Source organism: Shewanella aestuarii, assembly GCF_014647215.1.
Lineage (GTDB): Bacteria > Pseudomonadota > Gammaproteobacteria > Enterobacterales > Shewanellaceae > Shewanella > Shewanella aestuarii.
The window spans coordinates 728,841-748,734 of the sequence record NZ_BMOT01000001.1 but is presented as its reverse complement, the minus strand read 5'-3'; the positions used below and the strand labels follow the sequence as shown (position 1 = coordinate 748,734).

Annotated in this window: 17 protein-coding genes; 12 read left to right on the top strand and 5 right to left on the bottom strand. The window is 40.3% G+C overall.

Going from position 1 to position 19,894, the window contains the following annotated elements; genetic code table 11:
- Positions 1-13 precede the first annotated feature (13 nt).
- The 10 genes from odhB to IEY03_RS03195 all read left to right on the top strand — a co-directional run bounded on the left by odhB (position 14) and on the right by IEY03_RS03195 (position 9,273).
- Entirely contained in the window at positions 14-1,201 is a 1,188-nt protein-coding gene (gene odhB / locus IEY03_RS03240) for a 2-oxoglutarate dehydrogenase complex dihydrolipoyllysine-residue succinyltransferase (RefSeq protein WP_188839883.1), read from the top strand.
- Between the two features lie 78 nt (positions 1,202-1,279).
- Positions 1,280-2,446, top strand: coding sequence for an ADP-forming succinate--CoA ligase subunit beta (gene sucC, locus IEY03_RS03235; protein WP_188739245.1), 1,167 nt, complete (start codon positions 1,280-1,282; stop codon positions 2,444-2,446).
- On the top strand, positions 2,446-3,318 hold the full coding sequence (gene sucD, locus IEY03_RS03230; protein WP_188839882.1) for a succinate--CoA ligase subunit alpha: 873 nt from the start codon (positions 2,446-2,448) through the stop codon (positions 3,316-3,318). Before sucC ends, sucD begins: the two co-directional genes overlap by 1 nt.
- An 81-nt stretch (positions 3,319-3,399) precedes the next feature.
- The gene (locus IEY03_RS03225) at positions 3,400-4,326 is read left to right on the top strand and encodes an AEC family transporter (RefSeq protein ID WP_188839881.1); all 927 of its coding nucleotides are present in this window, start codon (positions 3,400-3,402) and stop codon (positions 4,324-4,326) included.
- 324 nt (positions 4,327-4,650) lie between these two features.
- Positions 4,651-4,995, top strand: coding sequence for an energy transducer TonB (locus IEY03_RS03220; RefSeq protein ID WP_188839880.1), 345 nt, complete (start codon positions 4,651-4,653; stop codon positions 4,993-4,995).
- A 695-nt stretch (positions 4,996-5,690) separates the two neighbouring features.
- Positions 5,691-6,005 carry a hypothetical protein gene (locus IEY03_RS03215; RefSeq protein ID WP_188839879.1) on the top strand — a complete coding sequence of 105 codons (315 nt, stop codon included), beginning with the start codon at positions 5,691-5,693 and terminating at the stop codon, positions 6,003-6,005.
- A 143-nt stretch (positions 6,006-6,148) separates the two neighbouring features.
- A complete protein-coding gene (locus IEY03_RS03210) occupies positions 6,149-7,267 on the top strand; it encodes a hypothetical protein (protein WP_188839878.1) in 1,119 nt (372 codons plus the stop codon).
- Between the two features lie 149 nt (positions 7,268-7,416).
- Positions 7,417-8,424, top strand: a complete 1,008-nt coding sequence (locus IEY03_RS03205; RefSeq protein ID WP_188839877.1) for a hypothetical protein — start codon at positions 7,417-7,419, stop codon at positions 8,422-8,424.
- 132 nt (positions 8,425-8,556) lie between these two features.
- A complete protein-coding gene (locus IEY03_RS03200; RefSeq protein ID WP_188839876.1) occupies positions 8,557-8,916 on the top strand; it encodes a hypothetical protein in 360 nt (119 codons plus the stop codon).
- Between the two features lie 132 nt (positions 8,917-9,048).
- Positions 9,049-9,273, top strand: coding sequence for a hypothetical protein (locus tag IEY03_RS03195; protein WP_188839875.1), 225 nt, complete (start codon positions 9,049-9,051; stop codon positions 9,271-9,273).
- Between the two features lie 67 nt (positions 9,274-9,340).
- Here IEY03_RS03195 and IEY03_RS03190 read toward each other — a convergent pair whose 3' ends face one another.
- The 3 genes from IEY03_RS03190 to IEY03_RS03180 are packed head-to-tail and all read right to left on the bottom strand — an operon-like array spanning position 9,341 to position 13,505.
- On the bottom strand, positions 9,341-9,934 hold the full coding sequence (locus IEY03_RS03190; RefSeq protein WP_229778178.1) for a pentapeptide repeat-containing protein: 594 nt from the start codon (positions 9,932-9,934) through the stop codon (positions 9,341-9,343).
- A 14-nt stretch (positions 9,935-9,948) separates the two neighbouring features.
- Positions 9,949-12,660, bottom strand: coding sequence for a bifunctional acetate--CoA ligase family protein/GNAT family N-acetyltransferase (locus tag IEY03_RS03185; protein ID WP_188839873.1), 2,712 nt, complete (start codon positions 12,658-12,660; stop codon positions 9,949-9,951).
- Positions 12,661-12,704: 44 nt separating this feature from the next.
- Entirely contained in the window at positions 12,705-13,505 is an 801-nt protein-coding gene (locus tag IEY03_RS03180; protein ID WP_229778177.1) for a LysR family transcriptional regulator, read from the bottom strand.
- Positions 13,506-13,784: 279 nt separating this feature from the next.
- Here IEY03_RS03180 and IEY03_RS03175 point away from each other — a divergent pair, with 279 nt between their 5' ends.
- Positions 13,785-14,204 (top strand): magnesium transporter, encoded by a 420-nt coding sequence (locus IEY03_RS03175; protein ID WP_188839871.1) that lies wholly within the window; start codon positions 13,785-13,787, stop codon positions 14,202-14,204.
- Positions 14,201-15,316 (top strand): HlyD family secretion protein, encoded by a 1,116-nt coding sequence (locus IEY03_RS03170; protein WP_188839870.1) that lies wholly within the window; start codon positions 14,201-14,203, stop codon positions 15,314-15,316. The genes IEY03_RS03175 and IEY03_RS03170 overlap by 4 nt, the downstream gene beginning before the upstream one ends.
- 87 nt (positions 15,317-15,403) lie before the next feature.
- Here IEY03_RS03170 and IEY03_RS03165 read toward each other — a convergent pair whose 3' ends face one another.
- Positions 15,404-18,574, bottom strand: coding sequence for an efflux RND transporter permease subunit (locus tag IEY03_RS03165; RefSeq protein ID WP_188839869.1), 3,171 nt, complete (start codon positions 18,572-18,574; stop codon positions 15,404-15,406).
- A gap of 2 nt (positions 18,575-18,576) precedes the next feature.
- A complete protein-coding gene (locus tag IEY03_RS03160) occupies positions 18,577-19,773 on the bottom strand; it encodes an efflux RND transporter periplasmic adaptor subunit (protein WP_188839868.1) in 1,197 nt (398 codons plus the stop codon).
- Between the last annotated feature and the right edge of the window lie 121 nt (positions 19,774-19,894).

The following is a 19,894-nucleotide window of genomic DNA, read 5'->3' as shown; positions in this document are numbered from 1 at the left end:
AGGGAAGCTTTCCATGAGTATCGAAATTAAGGTACCGGTATTACCAGAATCAGTTGCTGATGCAACTATTGCAACTTGGCATGTTCAACCTGGCGAACAGGTATCTCGTGATCAAAACTTAGTTGATATTGAGACCGACAAAGTTGTTCTAGAAGTGGTTGCGCCTGAAGATGGTTCAATTTCTGAATTATTGTTCCAAGAAGGCGACACCGTTTTAGGTGAGCAAGTTATTGCTAAGTTCATCGCAGGTGTTGTTGCTGGTCAAGAAGTGACTAAAGCGGAAGCTCAAGCTCCTGCGGCAGACGCTGCACCGGCTTCAGACGAGTCTAATGATGCACTAAGCCCATCTGTACGTCGTTTAATTGCTGAGCATAATCTAGATGCTGCAAAAATTAAAGGCACAGGTGTGGGTGGACGTATCACTAAAGAAGACGTTGAAGCATTTGCAAAATCAGCACCAGCAGCTAAACCTGCTGTCGCACCTGTAGCGCCTTTAGAAGGCCGCAGTGAAAAACGCGTACCTATGACCCGTTTACGTAAAACAATCGCGACGCGTTTATTAGAAGCGAAAAACTCTACTGCAATGTTAACTACGTTTAACGAAGTTAACATGAAGCCAATCATGGATATCCGTAAGCAATATCAAGATATCTTTGAAAAGCGCCACGGTATTCGTTTAGGCTTTATGTCTTTCTACATCAAAGCGGTCACTGAAGCGCTTAAGCGTTTCCCTGAAGTTAACGCTTCAATCGATGGCGACGATATTGTTTACCACAACTATTTTGATATCAGCATCGCTGTATCTACACCGCGTGGTCTGGTTACACCAGTTTTACGTGATACTGATACCATGAACTTGGCTGAAATTGAAAAAGCAGTGCGTGAATTAGCCATCAAAGGCCGTGACGGAAAATTATCTGTTGCAGACATGACAGGCGGCAACTTCACCGTAACTAACGGTGGTGTTTTCGGTTCGCTTATGTCAACGCCAATTTTGAACCTGCCACAAAGTGCAATCTTAGGCATGCATGCTATTAAAGATCGCCCAATGGCAGTCAATGGTCAGGTTGAAATCCTGCCTATGATGTACCTAGCACTCTCTTATGACCATCGTATTGTTGATGGCCGTGAGTCAGTTGGCTTCTTAGTCGCTATTAAAGACTTCTTAGAAGATCCAACTCGTCTATTGCTTGACCTATAAGAGTCAACTAGACACACCCTCGTCGCTGGCTCAAATTGAGCCAGTAGGATTTGATTAGAAGTATATGGATAGATCATCATGAATTTGCATGAGTATCAGGCAAAATCTTTATTTGCCGAATATGGTTTACCAGTCTCTGAAGGCTTTGCATGTGATACTGCTCAAGAAGCAGTTGAAGCGGCTGGCCACATTGGCGGAAATATGTGGGTTGTTAAGTGTCAAGTACACGCAGGCGGCCGTGGTAAAGCAGGTGGCGTTAAAGTTACCGGCAATAAAGACGAAATCAGAGCATTTGCTGAAAACTGGTTAGGTAAAAACTTAGTGACATATCAGACTGATGCTAAAGGTCAGCCAGTTGCTAAAATCCTAGTTGAAAGCTGTACTGATATCGCCAATGAATTGTACTTAGGTGCAGTTGTTGACCGTAGCACTCGTCGCGTTGTCTTTATGGCATCGACTGAAGGTGGCGTTGAAATTGAAAAAGTGGCTGAAGAATCTCCAGAGCTTATTCACACAGCGATCATCGACCCGTTAACAGGTCCTCAAGCATACCAAGCACGTGATCTTGGCTTCAAGTTAGGTTTAAACCCAACTCAAATGAAGCAGTTCACTAAGATCTTTATGGGTCTAGCTAACATGTTCAACGACCATGATTTTGCGTTATTAGAAATCAACCCACTTGTTATCACCACTGAAGGCAACCTTCACTGTTTAGATGGCAAAATTGGTATTGATGGCAACGCATTATTCCGTCAGCCTAAAATCAAAGCGATGCACGATCCATCTCAAGATGACGCTCGTGAAGCGCACGCTGCAAAGTTTGAATTAAACTATGTTGCATTAGATGGCAACGTAGGTTGTATGGTTAACGGTGCAGGCCTAGCAATGGGTACTATGGACATCGTAAACCTACACGGCGGCAAGCCAGCTAACTTCTTAGACGTTGGCGGCGGAGCAACTAAAGAACGTGTTGCTGAAGCATTTAAGATCATTCTTTCTGACAGCAATGTTAAAGCAGTATTGGTTAACATCTTCGGTGGTATCGTACGTTGCGATATGATCGCTGAAGGTATTATCGGTGCAGTGAAAGAAGTTGGCGTTAAAGTGCCAGTAGTTGTGCGTCTTGAAGGTACTAACGCCGAATTAGGTCGTGAAGTATTGGCTAAGTCTGGTCTTGATATCATCGCGGCAACAAGTCTAACTGACGCGGCTGAGCAAGTTGTTAAAGCTGCGGAGGGCAAATAATGTCTGTTTTAATTAACAAAGATACCAAGGTAATCTGTCAAGGTTTCACTGGTGGTCAGGGTACTTTCCACTCTGAGCAGGCGATTGCTTATGGCACGCAAATGGTTGGCGGTGTTTCTCCTGGAAAAGGTGGTCAAACTCACCTAGGTTTGCCAGTATTTAACACTGTTAAAGATGCAGTAGCGGCAACAGGTGCAACGGCAACTGTTATCTACGTACCTGCACCATTTTGTAAAGATGCTATTCTTGAAGCAATCGATGCTGGTCTAGAGCTAATCGTTTGTATCACTGAAGGTATTCCAACACTTGATATGCTTCAAGTGAAAGTGAAGCTAGAAGAAACTGGCACACGTATGATCGGTCCTAACTGTCCAGGTGTGATCACTCCTGGCGAATGTAAGATTGGTATCATGCCTGGTCACATCCACAAGCCTGGTAAAGTCGGTATTGTTTCTCGCAGCGGTACATTAACGTACGAAGCGGTTAAGCAAACGACTGACGAAGGTTTCGGCCAATCTACTTGTGTAGGTATTGGTGGTGACCCAATTCCTGGTACTAACTTCATCGACGTATTGGAAATGTTCCAAAACGATCCACAAACCGAAGCGATTGTTATGATCGGTGAAATTGGTGGTAATGCTGAAGAAGAAGCGGCTGAATATATCAAAGCACACGTCACTAAGCCTGTTGTATCTTACATTGCTGGTGTGACTGCACCAGAAGGTAAGCGTATGGGCCATGCTGGCGCAATTATCGCAGGTGGTAAAGGTACTGCTGCTGATAAATTTGCTGCTTTAGAAGCGGCTGGCGTAACGACTGTTCGCTCTTTAGCTGACATCGGTAAAGCATTACGTACTCGTACTGGTTGGTAATTTTACCCTCCTGATGAAAAGGCGCTTAGGCGCCTTTTTTATTGGCAAGATATTGATATTTAGTTTGATTGTTGAGTGATTATGGCCATTTTTAGTATTATTTTCCCGCTCATTTTTATGGTGTCCTTGGGTTATCTACTCACACGACTGACCTTTTTTAATAAAGAGCAGATAAGCGGCATCAGTAAATTCACTTTTTATGTCAGTATTCCTGCATTTTTGTTTATCAATATGTTAGCCGCGCCGCTATCTCAAAGCTTTGATGTAAAATCATTACTGGTGTTTTATCTACCCGTGTTAGCGGTATATACACTGGGGTATCGTTTTAATCGTCAATTTGCCCAAACGCACCTTAAAAGCCGAGATGCCAGTGCGGTATTTGCCTTAGGCTCAAGTTATTCAAATACCGTTTTGGTGGGCTTACCTATTATCATGGCAGCAATTGGTGAGGCAATGATAGGGCAAGTGTTTATGATCATCACATTTCACAGTGCCTTATTATTTGCCATCACGTTTATTTTGGCCGCGCGGGCAGGGGAACAGGGTTTTTCATGGGGTACTTTTACACGCAATATGGTGCTTAACCCTGTGGTGCTAAGTATCAGCTTGGGAATGATTGCCAATGCCGTTGGCCTTAGTTTATTTGCTGCCTTAGAAGGCGGATTAATATTACTTGCCAAACCAGCACTTGCCTGTGCCTTATTTGTTTTGGGTGCAAATTTAAGTTTTTATAAAATTAGCCAAGATTGGCCATTAGCATTATGCGCCAGTTTTTTGAAAATAATACTCTTGCCTGCATGTGTGTTTATTACGGGGAAATGGCTATTGGTACTGCCTGCACAAACCTTAACTATGCTGGTATTACTGAGTGCCTCTCCCCTTGGCGTGAATGCCTATTTAATTGCCACTGAACTTAAACAGCATGAGTCAACGCTTGGCACAACCGTGGTGTTATCTACTATTTTATCGGTATTGAGTTTCAGCATTTGGTTAGCGTTATTAACCTAAATGAAACGGATTTGGCATCACAGTCAAGTGTTCGATTCATTGCCAATACCTCTTCTTAGCCACATATTCCCAAGCGAACACATCAGAAAATACGCTCATGAAAATAGATGTCGAATGACAGTAAAAACCTTAAAATCTGTAATCAGCACAAGCAACTAGCTGTAAAACTGTACAAAATACCACTACCGCCAAAAAGCAAATTCCGATAGCATAAAATCTACCGATTAATATGGATGTGGCATCGGCCTAGTCCAACAAGCGATTTATGCCTTATAAACAGCGCAGTGCATATCGACTAAAACGTTATAGGTTATGGAGGATTCAATGAAGTTTGTATTTGCATTTATTTTTGCTTTTTCCTCTTTAGCAAATGCGACTGATTCAATACCAAATGAAGGTAATATTGTTTTCGTTCCCAAGTTCAATGAAGTTTTAGAGTTAAAAATATGGCCTAAAAACAAAAATAACCTTGATGGCTTTGCTACGGTAGAGTTTACCGTAAACAAATCAGGTAAAGTGGAGGGTGCAACAATAGTTGATGCCTACCCCAAAGAGTTACAAGAAGAAACGCTAAAGGCTATTCAACTGTGGCTGTTTACACCTGCAACTATTGATGGGAATAACGTAAAAGTTGTTAATAGTGCAACTTTTTATTTTCAGCGTAATTGACGTATAACATATATGAGCCTTCCGCCAGTCAATAGGCGAGCCTCACTAATTAGACTGCTTTGCAGTCAAATAAAAATCAATCAACAAATTCATCTACTTCGTCTGTCATTTAGCTGTCAAATCGTCGTGTTTTAGAAATAGCAGCATACAAACACAAATAGCGGATGTTAGTGCGAAATCTTTAACAACAATAAGAATGCTGCCTGACGCGCTTCATTTCTTGAAATGTCAGTGCACTATGTCTCAATAAATTTAGGGTAGAGCGGCGCAGGAAGCCAAAGCCGCGACATGTATCGGTTGTAATGACGCACTCTTTTCGTTCTCTAATCGAGCCTAAATAACCGGTGTTTTTCATAAGTTTGCCTGCTTTTGTTTATAACTGTATATTTATACAGTTATAATGGTTTTCGGCTGATTGACGATTTATCGGGTCAAAAATCATCCATAAGTAGTAGGTGTTATTGAAGTGAGGGGTTTATAAGGTGTTTATTTTGTTAGAGTTTTATCAGAAAGCAAGTAGAAAAATCATATTGAAAAACATTTTGCACGCTTTGTTTTGCGATTATTGAAATTAAAAGTGCTTTACATCAATTAGATAGCAAATGTAGGATGTTATTAATCAATAACTTAAACGGCCGACATTGAATGATGCGCCGTTCAATAAGCTGTTATAAATACTTCAAGGACTTGCGTAAATGGAAATCTCGGCAAAAAACATCTCTAAAAACTCCCTGTTTAAACTTTTATTTCAAAGTGTCGGCTACGGTTTGATCGCTTTCTGTTTTCTTATGGGCATATTTTCTCTATTTGGCTTTGAAACAGTCGCTTTTAATGATCAATATTACACAGGTATTAAAGGGCTATTGGTTTCATTGCCGCTTGGCTTGTTTATGGGTTTAATTTTTACTTGTTTTATGTGGTTAATTGGCATCTTAGGCTTATGGATTAATTCATATTTTAAAGGTGTAACGATTGTATTTAAGGGCGTTTCCGAGCAAGTTGGGGAATAGTATTTATAACAAGCCATTCAAGCAGGACTTTTAACAGTTGGTTAGGTTCCGCTTCGCTTCACATTTTAACCAACAATTAAAAGCCTCTTAATGGGGCGTTATACGTTTCTAGGTTTTGCATTTAGCTTAGCAAGTAGGGATACATGATAAATTTAAATAAAGATAATTCGGATTGGAAAAAATGGATTGTAGAAGTAAATGAACACCAATATTTATTAGGTGAAACTGGTTCTGTATGGGGAGATGGTAAATATAGCTTTCCTGTTAATGATGAAGTAAAACTTAGTATCTGTGATATTGAAAACATAGCTTTTAGTAGCTTTCCCAATGAATTACAACTAGATATAAGAAATGAATATGACAAATTGGGCGTTTTTATATTATCCGTTCTTCTAAATAACTCAACTGACAAGCCATATTTGGGCTATACATGGGAGATTGATCCAGAAAAATGGAAAGGACATTTAAATCCTTATCTATTAAGAAGTGAAATGTATCAAATCTTAAAAAATGATACTAAATACTCTATTGATATTTCCCCTTCTTCAATTTCAAATGATTTTGGATGTGCCACTCTTTATTTTGAAATAAACTCTAATGTAGTCGGTGAATTATGGAACAATAAGGAAGGGTTCGCTGCTTTCCTAGATGAGTCCGTAAAGCTAGCAGAAGAAAAAGTTCTTATCGGAGGTTTTGCTGATAAAGTCGTCGCAAAATTTTCTTTCGACAAAAATACTGAACAAGCATGTTCTACTTACTTAATGTATTTTATTGAGTTTTTGAGAGATCTAGGAATTGATGCAGAAAGTAGTTTTAAAAAGGATAACGGCGACGTTATATTTTCAATTATTCCAAAAGATAAAAATACAGCTTTATTACAAATATCAGAGGCACTTTCATTTTATATGAAATTACCTCGTTCAAACTTTAATGATATACCTGAAAATAATTATGATCCGATTGCAGAGCTTAAGTTGGAAAAACTAAAGTCAGAAATTGACCGGCTGAAATCAAGTTTACGCATTAATGAAGCTTTACTTAGATATCAAGATACTTTAATCAGTGATCAAATAATTACAACACCTAAGCCTTTAACTAATACTCATCAGAAAGAACCTATTGATGGTTTGTCATATATATATGTTGATGAGAACAAACAAGACATAGATAGCTTTTTAGGTGGTGGTGTTAAACTTGGTGTTATGAAAAAAGCAGGAATTGAAATTGACTGGAAAGCACTAATAAACTATTTTCGCTCATAAAAAACGTATAACAAGCACTTCAAACGGAACAAAAACAGTTGGCTACGTTCCGCTTCGCTACACATTATAGCCAACTATTTTTGTCCGCTTAAGTGGGCGTTATACATAAAGTTGTAATTTATGAGTTTCATTGTAAATATGAGAAGAAAATGAGAATAAGCCAATTTCAAAAATACTCACAAAAAGAAAATACTGTTACGAACAATGTGTTATTGATGCTCTCTAGGTTGAATGACCTAAATGTTAGTTATTACAAATCAATAATTGAGCGTTCAAACGAAGGAAACATTCGGCAGGATTATTATCCTCAACCTATTTTCACACAACAGGTTGGTATGGGAAAAGGAATAATTGATGGTCATATTGAAGTAAAACCATCAAAGATAGTCATTGAAACTAAATTGAATAGCAAGGAATTGATCGGAAAGTTAATTAAATATGGAGAAGTATTTAATGAAAATAGCCACAATCAACTATGGCATTTAAGTTCATTAAAATTCGATGAAGATGAAGTTATTAAAATAAATAGAGAGCTAAAAAAATCATATCCGAACTTAAACATTCAATTTATTAATTTATTGTTTAATGATTTGATTGAGAATTTAGCAGGTATTTACGAAGAAAATACACATGATATGGAACTGCGCTTACTTCTTGATGATTTTAGTGGTTACTGTATTGGAAGTGATTTGATTTCTAATGAAGAATATAAATTATTATTCGCACCTACTGGTTTTTCATATGCTTGGAACAAAAAACACAAAATATACTATTGTCCAACTAATTGGCACAGTCAGAAGTTTAAATACTTCGGCTTATATAACAGCAAGTCTGTAAGAACAATATCTGAAATCGAGACGATAATAATTGCAGATTATGATTCTAATACAGGCTCATTGTATACTCATAGTAAAGGGCATACAAATGAGCAAAAAGAACGTCTTCAAAAGGGATTGTCTGAATTAGGCGAAGATCATTCTGGATTAAAATACTATCTCCTTCCAGAAAACAGTACTTATGAAACTGATTTTAAAAAAGCATCTCACGGAGGAATTCAAGGTTACAGATATAAAGATCTTAGAGATTACTTAACTCTTAGTGATTACAATGATCTGAAATTAATGGCTGAAGAATTAAGAAAAGTAACGTGGAAATAGAAAATGTATAACAAGTCATTTAAATGGAAAATTAACAGTTGTCCATCGCTTCGCGATTATAGCCAACCTTTTTTACAGCTTAACAGGGCGTTATGTGACCTCGTAATGTTTTAGTCTGGAAGGTGTTAAAAAGTGGATAACTCAGAAGAAATATTTCATTACCTCAAAGACATTCTGCTTCCCTATGCAAGTGGCATGGTCGTGGTCACTGACAAAGCCGATAACTTTTACTTAAATACCCTCTATGTCATGAAAAATAAAAAGCCAATGTATTTTGGTTCGGTCAAAATCAATAAGAGTTATGTTAGTTTTCATCTTATGCCTGTCTATGTGTTCCCAGAACTATTGGAAGGCATATCGCCAGAACTTCAAAAGCGAATGCAAGGCAAATCATGCTTCAACTTTAAAGCAACAGATGCAAAACTCTTTCAAGAACTCAAGGAATTAACACAAGCCGGTTATGGGAAATATCAAAAAGAAGATTACTTGTAGTATCGGCAGGTCACATACAAGGCGCTTAACTCGTTCCCTTCGGTCACTGGGACATTAACCCAGCGGCGCTTCGCGATTATGCTGCTACGTCACTGCCCGTTAGCTTAGCGTTAGTGAGCAAGGAGCGTTCGAGTGCCAACTGGAGTTAAAGTATTTGGTCTGGGGAATTTTGTTTATGGGATGTTATTATTTGTCCCGTCATTATTCCAAGGCTTTTCATTATCTTTATTAATTGGTGGTTGGTTAGCTTTAACTAGGGGGGGGGCTCTTGCGAAAAAATTGGAGCCGAATTTTATTTATAGTTGGGTTCTACCTATTGGTATCATGCTTCAATTGCAAGTAAATTTAACCAGTTAGCGGTGTAGGGTGTTGTTTGATATAAATTTATTATCGAACTGAGATTAAATATGACCCACTTTTTAAGTTAGTCCACAAGTTCTATCGATAAACTTTCTAATAAGCTGAGTGCTTCGTAGCGGGAAAACTTGGCTTTATGGAGATTGTTTTCATTGATATTGATGTTGAAATTGATGGATCCACTAAAATCAGTTTTTTGCAGATTTGTTCGCATAAACAGACTGTTATGAAAATCACACTCGGTCATTGATGAGTGACTAAAATCACCACTTCTAAAATCGACTTCTTGTACTTTACACTCAGCTAACGCCAGTTCATGTAAGGTTAAACCAAAAAATGAGCTATCGTTCAATATACAGCGGGTGAACGACAGCTCAGGATTAACGGTATATTTGGGCCAATGTGCCAGAGTCCAATCAATACCGAGCATTTTACAATCAACGAAGTGCACTTCGACAAACGCTGAATAGTTACTTTTCAGTAAGCTTAAATTACATTGGGTGAAGCGACAGTTAATAAACTTACAGTGACTGAATGTTGCTGCGAAGAAGTCACACCCATTAAAATCGCACTGTTCAAACTCAATTGATTCTAGCCTTGTTTCACTTAAGGATAACTCAGTAAATAATTGATCGTAATATTGTGCGTTATTTTGAAGCATATTCAATTGTCAGTTTACTCTGTCGGGGTATTTTTATGGTCAAACGCCATGTGCATTTTTATCAAGTGTTCTTCCATATCAAATGTGACTTCAAATCCTAATGACTTGGCTAGATTAGCCATGTTACGGTTTTCAAACATGGTAAAGCCAGTAAGAACAGGGGTGTTGTTGCCACGATAATAATGGATAAGTTTTTCTAGCAATCGTTTACCTAAACCTATGCCTTGATAATCGGTTCGCACAGCCATGGCAAATTCGGCTTCGGTATTATCAGGGTCAGTCGATGCCCTTACGGCTCCTAAGGTTAGCTCTTGTCCATCCGCCAGTTTTGTGGTGGCAATAAATGCCATTTCACGTGAGTAATCAATCTGGGTTAATACTGCCATTTCTTCATGGGTCATTTTTGAGCGCACACCAAAGTAGCGTTTGTATCTGTCTTCTTCGGATAATGCATTATCAAAGTCCATGTGTTTGGGCTCATCTTCTGGCAGGATCGGTCTTAACATTACTGCTAAGCCATTTTTAAGAATTAAGGTTTCTTCCAATTCTTTAGGGTAGGGCAAAATCGCTAGGCGATTACTGCTGTCATGTCCCAAAGGATGTAAGCGTACGTCAACATCAAGTAGGGTAATATTCTCACCGGCAGCCAGCACGGGATTGAAGTCGATTTCGGCAATTTCAGGGCAATCAATAATCAGGTGCGAAATTTGCGTGAGCATCACACATAGGGCGTTCATATTTAGCCCAAGCGGCAGATGACGGTCACGCAGTTTGTTGGTTTTTAGTGCTTGAATAACCATGTAACGTGCCAAGGTCATATTCAGTGGGGGCAGAGCAACCGATGCATCTTGTGTTGGGTCCCATTGGGTGCCACTTTCACCTAAACAAATTGCGGGGCCAAATACCGGATCGTTGATCACCGATACACGAATTTCTTGGGTGCCAGCAGTTAATGCCATTTTTTGGATCACTAAGCCTTCAATGCGTGCATTGGGATTAGCCTGATGCACTCTATCAATAATTGAGTGTGCGGCTTGGTTTACCTCATCAGAGCTGGTTAGGTTAAGCATTACGCCGTGGACATCGGATTTATATTGTAAGTCAGGAGATTGTACTTTTAACGCCACTGGATAACCGGCTTTATCTGCTACAGTGACGGCATCGGCAACGTCAGTGACAAACCAGGTATTAATGGTGTTTAAGCCATAAGCCTTTAAGATGTTGCTAACTTGATAAGTGCCTAAAACCAATTGATTTTCGTTCTGGTAGGCTTGCAGTAATTGCCTTGCTGTAGCACTGTCTGTTGGAATGTTATCCGGAATAGATTGTGGCACTTCTTGCAGTAGCTTTTGATTACGGCGATATTCAACCATGTGCATAAATGCACGCACGGCTCCTTCTGGAGTTCGATAAGTGGGAATACTGGCCTGGTTGAATTTTTTACGCGCCATGTAAGCGGAATCTTCACCGCTCCAATTGGTTAGAATATTGAGCCTGTTTTTACGAGGGTGCTGGGAGTATGTATCAATAATACTTTGGGCAATTTGCTCGCTTTGTTGCAATATTGATGGTGAGTGTAGGATTAAAATAGCATCAATATTATCTTCATCCATCAGGCGTTTTAACGTGTCACCATAGCGCTGCGCATTGGCATCACCCACCATATCTATCGGGTTTTGTTTTGACCAAGTATTGGGTAAATGCTGATTTAAATCATTCAACAAAGCGGGTGACAATTGCGCCAGTTTACCGCCTTTGATAATTAACTCATCGGCGGCTAATACCGCAGGCCCGCCGCCATTACTCATAATGGCCAAGCGTTCACCTTTCAAGGCACTCGCATGGGCAAGGCTTTCTACTGCGGCAAATAATTCAATCAGGTCATTTACCCGCAGCATACCAGCACGACGAAATGCTGCTTCAAATACGGCATCGTTACCTCGCACTCCACCTGTGTGGATCATGGCGGCTCTAGCACCTTCATGACTTCGGCCTGATTTGATCACAAATATCGGCTTATTGCGTGATGCCGCCCTTGCTGCTGACAGAAATCGGCGCTTGTCGTTAATGGAATCAATATACAACATGATGGCTGAGGTTTTACTGTCTCGACCTAAGTAGTCTAGTAGTTCATCAAAATCGATATCTGATGCATCGCCAAGTGAAATAAACGAAGAGAAACCAATATCTTTATTATTGGCCCAGTCGAGAACTGTGGTGCAAATGGCCGCAGATTGAGAGACAAATGCCACTTTACCTGCTTTTGCGCTGGCATGAGCCAGACTGGCATTTAAACCGATTGTCGGCAATATCATGCCTAAACTGTTTGGGCCTAAAATCCGCATGCCGTAGCGTTTTGCATGTTGTTGGGTTAGGGCAAGTAAACTGACTCCGTTATCATCAAAGGTATCGGCCATGCCACTGGCCATGATGATTGCGGCTTTGCAGCCAAATTGTGCTAAGCGCTCAATGATAGAGGGGACTCGATGGTCAGCGGTACAGATTATGGCTAAATCTGGTTTGACGGGTAATGCTTCAATATTGGGATAAGCTAATACGCCCATCACCGCAGTATATTTAGGGGTGACGGGCATAATTGGCCCAGAAAAACCACCTGAAAGTAGGTTTCGCATGATGGCTCGGCCAGCTCGCGTTGGATTATCTGAAGCGCCGATCACCGCTACTGAGGTGGGTTTAAATAATGAAACAATACTACGCTGACTCATTGACTTCACCTCTAAAATTTATAATGCAATGATTAAACTATGCGTTATTGGTTAATCGCATCCTTGATTACCGACTCACAAATATCTGATAGCCAAACGGTTTTGGGGTTATAGCGTTTTGCTGAGTGACATATCATGGCAATGTCGACTCCAATTTTATTGTCAGTATGCTGTTTATTGGGTAATTGAAAACTATAGGTAAAATGTTGATCCATGAGTTGACTGAGTACCGCATAATTATCCACTAAAATTGTGGCATTTAATTTTTCATCAATCACAGTTCGAAATAAATTCAGGTTTTCGTTGTAATCGTCGATCATCAACTTGACGTACTCACCAGATTGATTGCCAATCAACTTTGCCGCGCCACAGGCAATTTTTTTCTGATAGAGCTCTTGTGGGCGTTCTTTTAAGGCTTGTATGCCAATATCAACGTTACCGTCTATAAGCTGGTTGTTACTTTCTTTGCGCCATTGTCTAAGCTCCACTATCGCATTGGTTTCCGCCCGAATTTTATTGATTAGCGGCTTGGCTATCATAACTAATAAGGGCTCAGAGATATGGATAGAGATAAATTCTAATTTAGCTGGACTAAAAGATTCCGGCTCTAATGCTACCGAAATTTGTTCTATGGCATTTTGTAATTTGGGGGCAATTTGGATGGCATAGGAAGTAGGTTGTAAGCCATTGGCTGTGCGGATAAATAATGGATCGCCTAAGTCTTCTCTTAATTGTGCCAGTATTTTAGATACAAAAGATTGTGAACGATTAAGCTTTGCAGCCGCTCGCAATGTTGAACCCGTTTTAAATAAAGTGACAAATACATTTAATGCATTGAGATCCATACACATCCATTTTAGTTATTTAGGCTAGAAACTCATTTAGCTGTAGTAAAAAGTGAGTCTAGAGGTTATTAAAATTATGATGCTATTCAATCACTCGTAGCGTGTTGATACTCAATACGCATGATTCACTTAATCTAAAGACACATCTTATAACAGGAATAACCCATATTCCATTTGTACTTCAATTTTCATTTAGTATTCCACTGGTAATCAATAGGCATAGTGGAGAATATTATGCAGCAAGTCACGGTTGTAAAACCGACCAAGGGCCAACTCTTTATGAAATTCATAAAGGGATTAATCACCTTGGGCGGAGTAATTTTGATCAGCAAAGGATTTTCATTATTAGCGGCTGTTCATGGAAAAGAGATCCCAGAGTCTTATTTTTCAGGAGGATATCCCTCTATTCTTGCTCTTCTCGATTCTGAGTTCTTTATGGGTATTATTTTTGTTATTACCCTTGCATTAGTGGTTTACGTTTTATATCTGTTTTGGCAATTACATGAGGTTGCTGTCCATAAAGCAGAAGCTATGTCTAGCGCACATACACAAATTGTTTTTGCCTTGTCGTTATGCGGTTTGTTCATCGATAAAACCTGGTGGGTTTTGGCGATCATTATCGCGTTTGCTCGCTGGGATCTGGTATCAAACCGTATTTCAAAAATCATCAATGATGGAATAAAAGGTAATCAGTCATGAAAGAAATTATGCTGCCTTATGTATTAGTTATCTGGTTATTAGTCAAGCTAGGCGTGATTGAATGGAATTTAAAAAATGCGGTGCGCTCAATTGGTGTCGGAATGTTTATCGCATTTGCATTATTCACGGGACATAGATTCTGGTCACCTGCGGATTTAACCGATAGCTCTACCGTAAAAGCTCCCCATGCGGTGTTAAGCCCATTAATTGGCCAAGAAGTTGAAAATATTTATGTTACACACAATCAGATGGTCAAAAAGGGCGATCTCATTTACACCTTAGTGTCAGTGGACAGCACCGAGCAAATTAAAGCGCTTCAAGCTCAGAAAGATGCAGTAATCGGCCAAAAAAATGCGGTTATTGCTCAACGCAATGCCGGTAATGAAAAGATAAATGCTTTAGTCTTTAGTGTTGATAACGACAAGCGAAATTTAGAGCGTTTGACTAAGTTGAATGATTTTTCAAGTCAGCAAGATAAAGATAATCTTATGTCGCATATTGATGCTAACACAGCGCAAATATCGGCTATGCAAGCTGAGTTGTTGGCACTTGATGCACAAATGCAATCCCATGACGCACAAATGCAGTCCTATGATGCTCAAATTGACTCTGCGAAGTGGCAAGATAATCGTCGTGAAATTCGTGCTCAATATGATGGCCAGTTATCGATTACTAATGTTACAGAAGGCACGCGTCTAGGTAACATGCATTTATACGATACCAGTAAAAAATTCTTGGAAATGCGGATTGCAGATCAAGCTTACCGTTATATTAAAAAAGGACAATTTGCTGAGTTTTATGTTGATGCTTATCCTGGTGAAATTTTCAGGGGCAGGGTTCACAGTATTACATCAGGTACTGGTGAAGCGTTAATTAACCCTATGAGCGGTACTCAGCATGTTAGACAACATGTGGGCAATAACATGGGCTCGCATGGTCGTACTGTGGTGATTGAGTTTATTGAACCTGAAGGTTACAACGTACCAATCGGGGCGACAGGTTCTGCTTGGATATCAGCAGAAAAACCGCATCCAATTTTAGGCTTCATGGACATTATTGGTGGGGCAACGGTGCGATTAAAAGCGATTAAAGCTTACTTTAGTGCACTATAAAACTGGCGACCATTGAGTTCAAACATAAAAAATGCCAGCTAATGCTGGCATTTTTATCACCAATTTATGCTTGGATTACTTCACCTATTAGGTAGCAGGATGTGCTTTTTCTGGCATGTATATCGCTATCATTTTACGCATCATGGCTTTGCTGTCCTCAATGGCAATATACAAACAAGGGATCAAACATAAGGTCACAACGGTTGCAAACAACACACCAAAAGCAAGAGAAACGGCCATTGGAATAACCATTTGAGCCTGCATGCTGGTTTCCGCCATAATGGGTACCAAGCCAATAAAGGTGGTTAACGATGTCAACATAATCGCTCTAAAACGACGGCAACCAGCATTTAACACCGCCTCTTTTATTGCCACACCTTGTAAGCGAGATTTATTGACATAGTCCACCATCACTAGGCTATCGTTTACCACCACACCAGCGGCGGCAATGATACCGAACATAGATAATGCACTTAAATCAATCCCCAACAGAATATGACCTAAAACCGAACCAATGACACCGAAAGGGATCACCGACATGATCATGATTGGCTGTAAGTAAGATCTCAAAGGAATAGCCAACAAGCTGTATATCACTAATAACGAGATGATAAAATCTCGTAATTGTGTGTCAGCACTGTCTAGCTGCTCTTGGATACTACCAGATACTTCACTATGTACCCTTGGGTATTTAGCCAAAAGTTCAGGGATAAAGTTATCACGGATATCTTTAGCAAGCTTAAATGGCTCAGCTTGATCAGCATCCACGTTTGCCCAAACATTGATAGTGCGATTACCATTTTCGCGGCGAATACTGTTGACGCCTTGCACCACAGATATCTCAGCCACTTCAGACAAAGGTAGCTCAGCACCTTGGCTGGTTTTAATCAACACCTCTTGCACTAAGGCTATCGAATTACGTTGCTCTTCTGGGTAACGTAACATGACCTTAATTTCTTCGCCGTTACGGATAATCCGCTGTGCTTCCAAACCGTAAAAACTATTGCCAACTTGTCCAGCAATGTTAGCTAAGGTGAGGCCTAAACTGTGTGCTAATGGCTTCAGTTGGAACTGTACCTCTTTAGCACTCGATTGGCGGCTGTCGTTGACATCACTCACGCCCTTGAGTGAATTAAGTTTTTCTTTTAACGCTAAGGACGCTGCGACAAGTTGTGTTTCATCTTTTCCTTCTAAACGGAAACTGATGTCACCATCTTCTAGGCCACCACCAAATAAACTGTCTTGAATAGTGAAGGATTTAACTCCTGGAATTTGCGGCATCTTTTGACGCCATAATTCCGCCACCTCAAAGGTATTCATTGGACGTAACTCTGGGTCAACTAGTTTAGTCATGACCTCAGCGCTGGTGCGGCCTCTAAGGTCAACTTGCATTTCGGCAATCATGCCTTGGCCGTATTTTTCAATCAGTTCTTTGTCAACACTATATAAGGTTGACTCGATGGCCAATGCGGCCTCAAGAGTGGCTTTTTCAGATGCATCAACGTTCATTTCAATTTTGACCCGCGGAAAATCATGCGGAATTTTGGGTTGGCCAATAAATCTCACCAAGCCACCGGCATATAATCCAGCGCAAATTAAAATAAAACTAATAAACATCATAATCACGGTATAGCGATATTTAACCGCAAGTTTTAAACTTGGGCGGTATACATTTTCGATAAACCAACTTAAGCCTTTTTCAACGCGAGCTTGAATAAAGTTAACGCCATTACGTAGCCAATCGAGTGGGTTTTTAGAACCTGGCTGTACCACTTTAGGACGTTTCATATGGGCTAAATGTGATGGCAGGATCAGTTTAGATTCGATCAGTGAAAACAGTAGGCATAAAATAACCACAAAGCCGATTGCTTGGCCGAATGCACTCGATGGGCCGTCGTCTAAGGTGATGGGTAAGAAAGCGGCAATGGTGGTTAATACCCCAAATGTGGCTGGCATGGCCACTCGTTGAACACCTCGGATAACACTTTCAACATTTTGACCGTGCTCTTGGCATTCTGTATGCGCGCTTTCCCCCATAACAATGGCGTCATCGACCACAATACCTAACACCAAAATAAAGGCGAATAAACTGATCACGTTGATGGTGACATCGATAAAGGAGAGGGGCATGAACAGTAAGGTTCCGAGAAAACACACTGGTAAGCCCATCATTACCCAAAACGCTAAGCGAACGCGAAGAAACAGCGCAAGCATTAAAAATACCAATACGGCACCCGACTTCATGCTATCAAGCATTAAATCTAAACGACCTTCAAGGTAATAGGTCATATCAACCCAAGGTTCAAGTTGCACGCCTTGAGGTAATACTTTTTGCTTTTTATCTACATAGTCACGAATTGTCTTAGCCACGTCTGTGATACTTTGATTACGTGCAGCGCCGATAAAGAAGGTTACTGAATTTTTGCCATTAAATTTTGAGTATTGAATACCGTCTTCAAAGCCGTCGCTGACGGTGGCAATATCACCTACTAGCACAGTCGTACCGTCTTCAAGGGTTAATAAAGGCAAATCTTCAAACTCATAACCGACATAGGCTTGGTTTTCGACCCTTAGGTTAATGTAACCATTCTCAGCTTTGATCTGACCAGCTGACATGTTGCGAGAATACCCGCGAACCGCTTCAGCGACATCGTTGAAGGTTAAGCCAAATTCGCGTAATCGATCTTTACTGACTTCGACGCTAATTTCATAAGCTAAACCACCATAATATTCAGTGATGTTAACACCCGGGAGCTGCATCATTTCATCATGAATACGTTCACCTAAGTCTTTTAACTGACGCTGAGACAAGTCACCATATAAACTTAAATACATGACTTCTTGTCGAATTTTAATGCGCTCTACCTTGGGTGGTTCCATACCCGCAGGGAAAGTTGAAATAGAATCAATTTCAGATTTCACTTCCTCTAACACCACTTGCGGATCATATTCATCTTCAATCTGAAAATAACCATTGGCCATATTGCGGTTAGAGTAGGTAATAATCCGTTTTAGCCCTTGTACACGCTCAAGTGCTTGTTCAATTTTAACCGTAATGCCTTCTTCTACTTCTTGCGGTGCTGTGCCTGAATATACAGCACTGAATTCTATCCAGTTTATCTCGACGGCTGGAAAAAACTGCTTTCGTATTGAGTTAGCGGTTAACAGCCCGCCAAGTAAAATGATGATCATCAACAAGTTTGCAGCAACCGAATTACGTGCAAACCAGGCGATCAATCCCTTGTTTGTATCTGCCATGATTATTCCTCAGATCCCATTGCCAGTTCCGTCTGCGGTTCGCTGTCAGTTTGCGGCTCTTTTTGCAGTAATTTATCCGCAGGAAGCGCAAGTTTCATGCCTTCTACCGGATAATCTAGTGCTGAGGTGATGAGATTCATACCGTTTTCAAGGCCTTCAGATATCACTACTTTAGCGCCTTCTTGGCGTAACATGGTCACGTCTTTGTAACGCAATTTTTGCTCATCATCCATGATAGCCACTTGGCCATTAACAATAAGATGACGGGGTATTATGGCAACTTCACCAGCATTGGCTCCGTTAATGTTTGCGGTGACATAAGTACCAAAGCGCAATTCACGTTTATCTGATGTCAAACCGTAGGGATCTATTACTTCGGCGACAAGATAGGTCATGCGACTTTTACTATCAACAACGCCTTCGCTGCGAACAATTTTACCTTGCCATGCTTGTTTGTTGCCGGCAAAACTTCCGACTAATGCAACTGTTGCATTTAAGCCTTTGGCGTCTAGATATTGAATTTCTTTATCGGCTAGAGGTAAACGCACTTCTGCTACATCAGTACTGAGTAATCCGCCAATAGGTGAGCCTTTGCTGACATAAGAGCCTAAACCGACTTCTCTACTTGACACTAATGAGTCATAAGGTGCACGGATGATGGTTCTTTCTAAGTTTCTTTCTGCACGGTGCAGTCCTGCCTCGGCACTTTTGAGTCTAGCAATCTCTTGTGCTAGCTGTGGTTTACGTAAGCTTAAATCAGTAGGGGTTCCGTTACTGATTTGAGCCCATTCTTTTTCAGCGACCTTGGCATTGGCACGCTCTTGCACCAGTGATGCTTGGGCAGAAGCTATACTGGCTTGGGCATCGAGTAAATCTGATTCATAATCACTTGCATCAATTTTTGCCAATACTTCACCAGCTTTAACAAAACCGCCTTTGACAAAGCTATCAGATAAGTAGGTAATTTCACCATTCACTTGCGATACAAGATCGGTATTATATTTAGGCTGAACAACACCATAAGAGGATACACTGAACATCATAGGTTGGTATTGAATCGCTTCAACCGACACTAATGGCGTGGTATCCAAAGCAGGTTTTTCTTCAGGCGGTTTCTTTAATGCAGAAATACCGACTAATGCCCCCACACCAAGCCCTAACACTACGATGGGTAATATGATTTGTTTTCTCGTCGCCACGACACGTCCTCTTGTTTACTTTTGTGTAAGCCATGTTTTGTTGCCATGTAATTTTTCATCGATGGCAAAATTTAAGGTTATATTAATCTATATGTTGTTTTGGTGTTATTTGAATGTGTAA